4 protein-coding genes are annotated in these 6,265 nt (G+C 36.1%); 1 reads left to right on the top strand and 3 read right to left on the bottom strand.

The features are described from left to right. Window positions 1–381: 381 nt before the first annotated feature. Window positions 382–1,386 (top strand): type I glyceraldehyde-3-phosphate dehydrogenase, encoded by a 1,005-nt coding sequence (gap, locus tag HNR69_RS06260; RefSeq protein ID WP_075294187.1) that lies wholly within the window; start codon window positions 382–384, stop codon window positions 1,384–1,386. Between the two features lie 175 nt (window positions 1,387–1,561). On the opposite strand, the gene nrdG is transcribed toward gap, so the two are convergent. The 3 genes from nrdG to HNR69_RS06245 all read right to left on the bottom strand — a co-directional run bounded on the left by nrdG (window position 1,562) and on the right by HNR69_RS06245 (window position 6,251). After that, window positions 1,562–2,029, bottom strand: coding sequence for an anaerobic ribonucleoside-triphosphate reductase-activating protein (gene nrdG, locus HNR69_RS06255; protein WP_011609618.1), 468 nt, complete (start codon window positions 2,027–2,029; stop codon window positions 1,562–1,564). Window positions 2,030–2,044: 15 nt separating this feature from the next. Further along, entirely contained in the window at window positions 2,045–4,171 is a 2,127-nt protein-coding gene (gene nrdD / locus HNR69_RS06250; protein ID WP_075294188.1) for an anaerobic ribonucleoside-triphosphate reductase, read from the bottom strand. A gap of 283 nt (window positions 4,172–4,454) precedes the next feature. Next, window positions 4,455–6,251 (bottom strand): ABC transporter ATP-binding protein/permease, encoded by a 1,797-nt coding sequence (locus tag HNR69_RS06245; protein ID WP_075294189.1) that lies wholly within the window; start codon window positions 6,249–6,251, stop codon window positions 4,455–4,457. Between the last annotated feature and the right edge of the window lie 14 nt (window positions 6,252–6,265).

Here is a 6,265-nt window from a genome sequence, read left to right as displayed (position 1 = left end):
ATGTTGGTTGGTTGGTTGGTTGGTTGGTTGGTTGGTTGGTTGGTTGGTTGGTTGGTTGGTTGGTTGGTTGGTTGGTTGGTTGGTTGGTTGGTTGGTTGGTTAACATGATATTCTTCCTATTTCCATATGAAAAGTCATTTTCCGCTTAACGATGAAACATAAATCTCCGCACATACTACACTAAAAAATCAATGTGGTACAAACATTATCAACTTTGACGTGGATCATAAAAAATCTATATATGCCGGATTTACTCTAGAGACACTATAATCAAAGAAGAATTTATGCTATAATCTACCCCAGCGTGAAAACTAGAAAGACTAAGCACTTCTGTAAAGCATCGAGTTTCGTTTAACTTAAAATATTATAGGTGAAAATATTATGACAATTAAAATTGGTATTAATGGTTTCGGTCGTATCGGTCGTATCGTATTTCGTGCAGCACAAACTCGTGATGACATTGAGGTAGTTGGTATTAACGATCTAATTGATGTTGAATATATGGCTTATATGCTTAAATATGATTCAACTCATGGTCGTTTTGATGGTACAGTTGAAGTCAAAGATGGAAACTTAGTGGTCAATGGTAAAGCGATTCGTGTTACATCAGAGCGTGACCCTGCTAATTTAAAATGGAATGAGCTCGGTGTTGATGTTGCTGTTGAAGCGACAGGTTTATTCTTAGATGACGCAACTGCTCGTAAACATATTACCGCAGGTGCGAAAAAAGTTGTTTTAACCGGTCCATCTAAAGATGCAACGCCAATGTTTGTTAACGGCGTAAACTTTGATGCGTATGCCGGTCAAGACATTGTTTCTAATGCTTCTTGTACAACAAACTGTTTAGCACCGTTAGCTAAAGTTATCAATGACAAATTCGGTATCAAAGACGGTTTAATGACAACAGTTCATGCAACAACAGCAACCCAAAAAACTGTTGATGGCCCTTCTGCAAAAGACTGGCGTGGAGGTCGTGGTGCGGCACAAAATATTATCCCTTCTTCAACAGGTGCGGCAAAAGCTGTTGGTAAAGTTATCCCTGCATTGAATGGTAAATTAACAGGTATGGCATTCCGTGTTCCTACACCAAACGTTTCCGTCGTTGATTTAACTGTAAACTTGGAAAAACCGGCAACTTATGCAGAAATCTGTGCAGAAATCAAACGTGCTTCTGAAAATGAAATGAAAGGTGTATTAGGTTATACTGAAGACGCTGTAGTTTCTACTGATTTCAACGGTTGTAGTTTGACTTCTGTATTCGATGCGGCAGCAGGTATTGCATTAACTGATACTTTCGTTAAATTAGTTTCTTGGTATGATAATGAAACTGGCTACTCAAATAAAGTATTAGATTTAGTTGCTCATGTACATAACTACAAAAGCTAATTATTAAAACCTTCGCACAAAAAACCGCTCTTTATGAGCGGTTTTTTATAATATTCAATTTCTCGATAATTATCATATCGTTACAAATACCTAAGTTGAAATTGGTTATGCAGAAGAATTTGAATACACCATGTTGTACATATGAATGAGCTTATTTAAGAATATGTATAAAAAGCTAAATATTAAAGCGATAAATCACTTGATTTGCGGATCCTCGCCAAATCAAACTTGGATCGGCTTTTTCTTGCTCAAACTTACCATCAATTAACACATCAATGTAAGGCAACATTTTCCGTTGCAATTCATCAAGCTCCGCTAATAAATAACCTGTCCATAGCCAAATATCTTTATCAGGACATTCCTTTTTTACTCTCTGCACAAAAGGCAAAAGTGCGGTAATATTTTGAGGATGTAAAGGATCACCGCCTGTTAAACTCAATCCTTGTCGGCGAATGCGTCTATCCTGTAGATCTCGAATAATTTGATCTTCCATCTCTCGATCAAATAATACTCCAGCCCTAAATGACCAACTCTTTTGGTTGTAACACCCTTTGCAAGCATGGGAGCAACCACTGACAAACAACGTACATCTTGTGCCTTCACCGTTTACAACATCAATCGGATAATATTGCAGATAATTCATAAAGAGCGATGATTTTTATAAATGTTTAACACGGCGTTTAACCTCTTCTTGTTTTCCAGCATTAAACGGACGTGCATCCGGGCTTCCTAAATAACCGCATACTCGACGGGTTACAGAGACTTTTTCACTATCATGATTACCGCACTTAGGGCAAGTAAACCCTTTGCTTGTACAACTAAACTCTCCTGTAAAACCACATTCATAGCATTCATCAATCGGTGTATTAGTACCATAATAAGGAACTCGTTCATAAGAATAGTCCCAAACATCTTCAAGTGCTTTTAAATTATGCTGAATATTTGGATATTCACCATAGCAAATAAATCCACCGCTCGCTAAACGAGGGTAAGGCATCTCAAAATCCAATTTATCATAAGGATTTACTTTTTTCTCAACATCTAAATGATAGCTATTTGTGTAATAACCTTTGTCCGTCACCCCATCAACAACACCAAACTGTTTGGTATCTAAACGACAAAAACGATCACACAAGTTTTCGCTCGGTGTGGAATATAAACTAAAAGCATAGCCAGTTTCCGCTTTCCAATGTTTAACTTTTTCGCTCAAGAAACTGACAATTTCAATGCCCTTTTTACGCAATTTTGTATCATCATAAATGTGTTTACCGCCAAATAGGGCGTTAATAGTTTCATGAATACCAATATAACCAAGCGAAATTGATGCTCTACCGTTTTTAAAAATTTGTGCCACATTATCATCTGCTTTTAAACGAACACCACAAGCTCCCTCCATATATAAAATTGGTGCAACTCGTGCTTTTGTATTTTCCAAACGGGCAATACGTGTCATCAATGCTTTTTTAGCAAGATCCAACCTTGCTTCAAGCAATGTATAGAATTGCTGCTCATCGCCTTTCGCTTCCAGTGCAATACGTGGCAAATTTAGGCTAACTACACCCAAATTATTCCGTCCATCATGGACCAATTCGTTATTTTCTTCATAAGCACCAAGAAAACTACGGCATCCCATTGGTGCTTTAAATGAACCTGTTACTTTCACAACTTGATCATAATTGAGAATATCCGGATACATGCGTTTTGAAGCACATTCTAAAGCGAGCTGTTTAATATCATAATTCGGATCTCCTGAATTTTGATTGACCCCTTTTTTAATTGTAAAAACCAACTTAGGAAAAACAGGTGTTTTATGATTTTTCCCCAATCCACGAATTCGGTTTTGCAAAATAGCTTTCTGAATCAACCGCTCTTGCCAACTGATCCCCAAACCAAACCCAAAAGTAACAAATGGCGTTTGTCCATTGGCAGTATGCAGAGTGTTGACTTCATATTCCAACGATTGAAAAGCATCAAAACATTCTTTTTGAATTAAACTGTCGGCATAAGCTTTGGGATCTGGAATTTGCCAAAGTGCAGCTGTTTTCAAGTGTTTTTCATAGCTGAGTTGCACGTAAGGTGCAAGTACTTCATCAATACGATTAATAGTAGTTCCACCATAAATATGACTTGCCACTTGAGCGATAATTTGTGCGGTAACCGCAGTCGCAGTACCAATAGATTTTGGCGGCTCAATGTCCGCATTCCCCATTTTAAATCCTTTCGTCAGCATACCTTTTAAATCGACCAACATGCAGTTAAACATAGGAAAGAATGGTGCATAATCTAAATCATGATAATGAATTTCGCCTTTTTCATGGGAATCAACGACATCTTTTGGCAGAATATAACGTTTAGCATAATGTTTAGCGACAATACCCGCCAATAAATCACGCTGAGTTGGAATGACTTTCGAATCTTTATTGGCATTCTCATTTAACAATTCCACATTACTTTGCCCAATTAATCCTTCGATTTCTTTAGTCAAATTACTACGTTTCTCTCTAGCTAAATCACGCTCATGACGATATTCAATATAAGCTCGTGCAACTTGTGGATACTTGCTAGCCATCAGATGATTTTCAACAATCTCCTGGATGTGGCTAATATCAATTTCTTTTTGGTAATGAGCAAAAATATTATCACAGACCAGTTGTCCAATTTGATGACAGAACATTTCATCTTGGATATTGACCGCACTTGCAGCTTTTTTAATAGCATTAATAATTCTTTGTATTTCAAATTCTGCACGTGAACCATCACGTTTAATAACGAAGAATGAACCCATTTTTACATAAACCTATATGTTGCGTTTAAGAAAAGTCAAATCACTATATATTGTTACTTTTAAAAACTCAACCACTATATATTGTGTGTTATTTGCATAAATTTTGTAAGAAAAACCTGCTTAATTATTAATTTTTCTAGTAAAAAATCTCAAATTTATTGAGAATAATTTGCAAATAAAAATAAAGTTTATTTGATCTATATCAAATTTAGAACGTAAAAAATCCACCGCCCTAAGGTCGATGGATAAATTTCATCTAGCAAATTAACAAGTATATTCTATGCTAAAATACTGTTGCATGTTTCGTTATTTCCCAACTTTTATCAGTATTAATATACAAGTGCAATTGATGATATTTATGCAAAGTTGAACGATGTCCTACGCTAATCAAAGTTGTACCGGGTAATTCAGTTAGCAGTAAACGATACATCGCATCTTCAAGCCCTTCATCCATACTTGATGTAGCCTCATCCAAAAAAACAACTTTAGGCTTATGTAACAACACTCTCGCACAAGCTACACGTTGTTGCTCCCCTAAAGACAACACTCTCGTCCAATCATTTTCTACATCCAATTTGTCAACCAGATGAGACAAATGCACTTTTTGCAAAATGTTACTGATATTATCTGCTTCAACGTCAGCCGGAACCGGTTCAGGATAATAAAGAGCATCAATTAAGCACCCCTGTGGTAAATAGGTTTTTTGTGCTAAAAACAATGTTTGTTGTGGACAAAAAATCCGCCCTTCCGAATATGGCCATAATCCTGCTACCGTACGTAATAAAGTCGTTTTCCCTACACCTGATTTACCTTGAATAAGCAAAGATGAACCTTGCTCAATCGTTAAGTCCAGTCTCTTAATTAGTGCATTTCCTTCCGGCGTATTAATATTTAAGTTATCAAAAATAACCGCTGACATATGAGGTTCTATTTGTGTTTTTGATGGCTGCTTAGTTGCTTCAATAGCACTATGGAAACCTGTTAGACGATCCAATACCGCTCTATAGGCGGCAAAATCATCATAGGAATTTCGATAAAACGATAGTGCTGACTGAACCTTGCTAAAAGCCTGTGACGTCTGAATTAAATCACCTAATTTAATCTGTCCGGAAAAATAACGGGCTGCCTGAATAATAAATGGAAAAATGACTGATGCCTGTGAAACCACTAAATTGAAGCCGGATAATTTCAAAGTGCGGTGGATTATTTGCCACAAATTACCAATTACTTTTTCAAATTGGCGTAATAGCATCGATTTTTCTATATTTTCCCCTCGATAAAAAGCTATGCTTTCTGCGTATTCTTTTAAACGAATTAATGAATAACGATAGTTTGCATTTAAACGCTCATTAACAAAATTCAATTGAATCAATGGTCGCCCAATTCTAAAAGCAATTACACTACTCACTAATACATAAATAAAAACCAAGAATACCATCATATGTGGAATTTCATAGCCCATAATTACCATCGGACCTGACAAATTCCATAAAATCACGGTAAATGCAGCTAAAGAAACCGTGGAAGAAATAACACCTGTAGCAAAGTTTAATGAATTGGAAACATAGGCATCAATATCTTGTTGAATACGTTGATCCGGATTGTCTAATTGATGGGCAAGGCACTGCGTTTTATAGTAAGCCTGATTTTCAGACCATTTATCTAACATTTCATTATTAAGCCAAGTTCTCCATTTAATTTTGAAGCCCTGAGAAATATAGTAAGTAAGCAAAACATTAAATATATGAACCATAGCCAAAAGGGAAAAAACAACCATTTGCTGCCAGAATCCAACTACGTTCATTTCTTGTAAGGCATCATACATGGACTTATACCAACTGGAAAATAAAATGTCCAAACGCACGGATAATAAGTCAAAAAAAACGATTACCCAAAAATAACACAAAGGCATAAGGCTATGACGTGGTGATAAATAACTTTTCGCTAATAGCCAAAATTGATGTCCCCATCGGGTCATTTTTATCAAAAAATATAAAATTAAAGAGAAAACCAAGCTTGCTATAAATAAGCTTTTTACTATCCAAAGTAACGATGTAAAAAGTTCTTCCGTCCAATTCATTTTGTATTCTCAAC

Origin of the sequence: Histophilus somni, from assembly GCF_014202395.1 — a bacterium.
Lineage (GTDB): Bacteria > Pseudomonadota > Gammaproteobacteria > Enterobacterales > Pasteurellaceae > Histophilus > Histophilus somni.
The sequence above is the reverse complement of the archived record's forward strand: the minus strand, read 5'-3'. Positions and strand labels throughout refer to the sequence as shown.

Bases quoted from the DNA above. Each gene is read 5' to 3' on its own strand.
- nrdD (WP_075294188.1), bottom strand. From the start codon at position 4,171: ATGGGTTCATTCTTCGTTATTAAACGTGATGGTTCACGTGCAGAATTT.
- gap (WP_075294187.1), top strand. From the start codon at position 382: ATGACAATTAAAATTGGTATTAATGGTTTCGGTCGTATCGGTCGTATC.
- nrdG (WP_011609618.1), bottom strand. From the start codon at position 2,029: ATGAATTATCTGCAATATTATCCGATTGATGTTGTAAACGGTGAAGGC.
- HNR69_RS06245 (WP_075294189.1), bottom strand. From the start codon at position 6,251: ATGAATTGGACGGAAGAACTTTTTACATCGTTACTTTGGATAGTAAAA.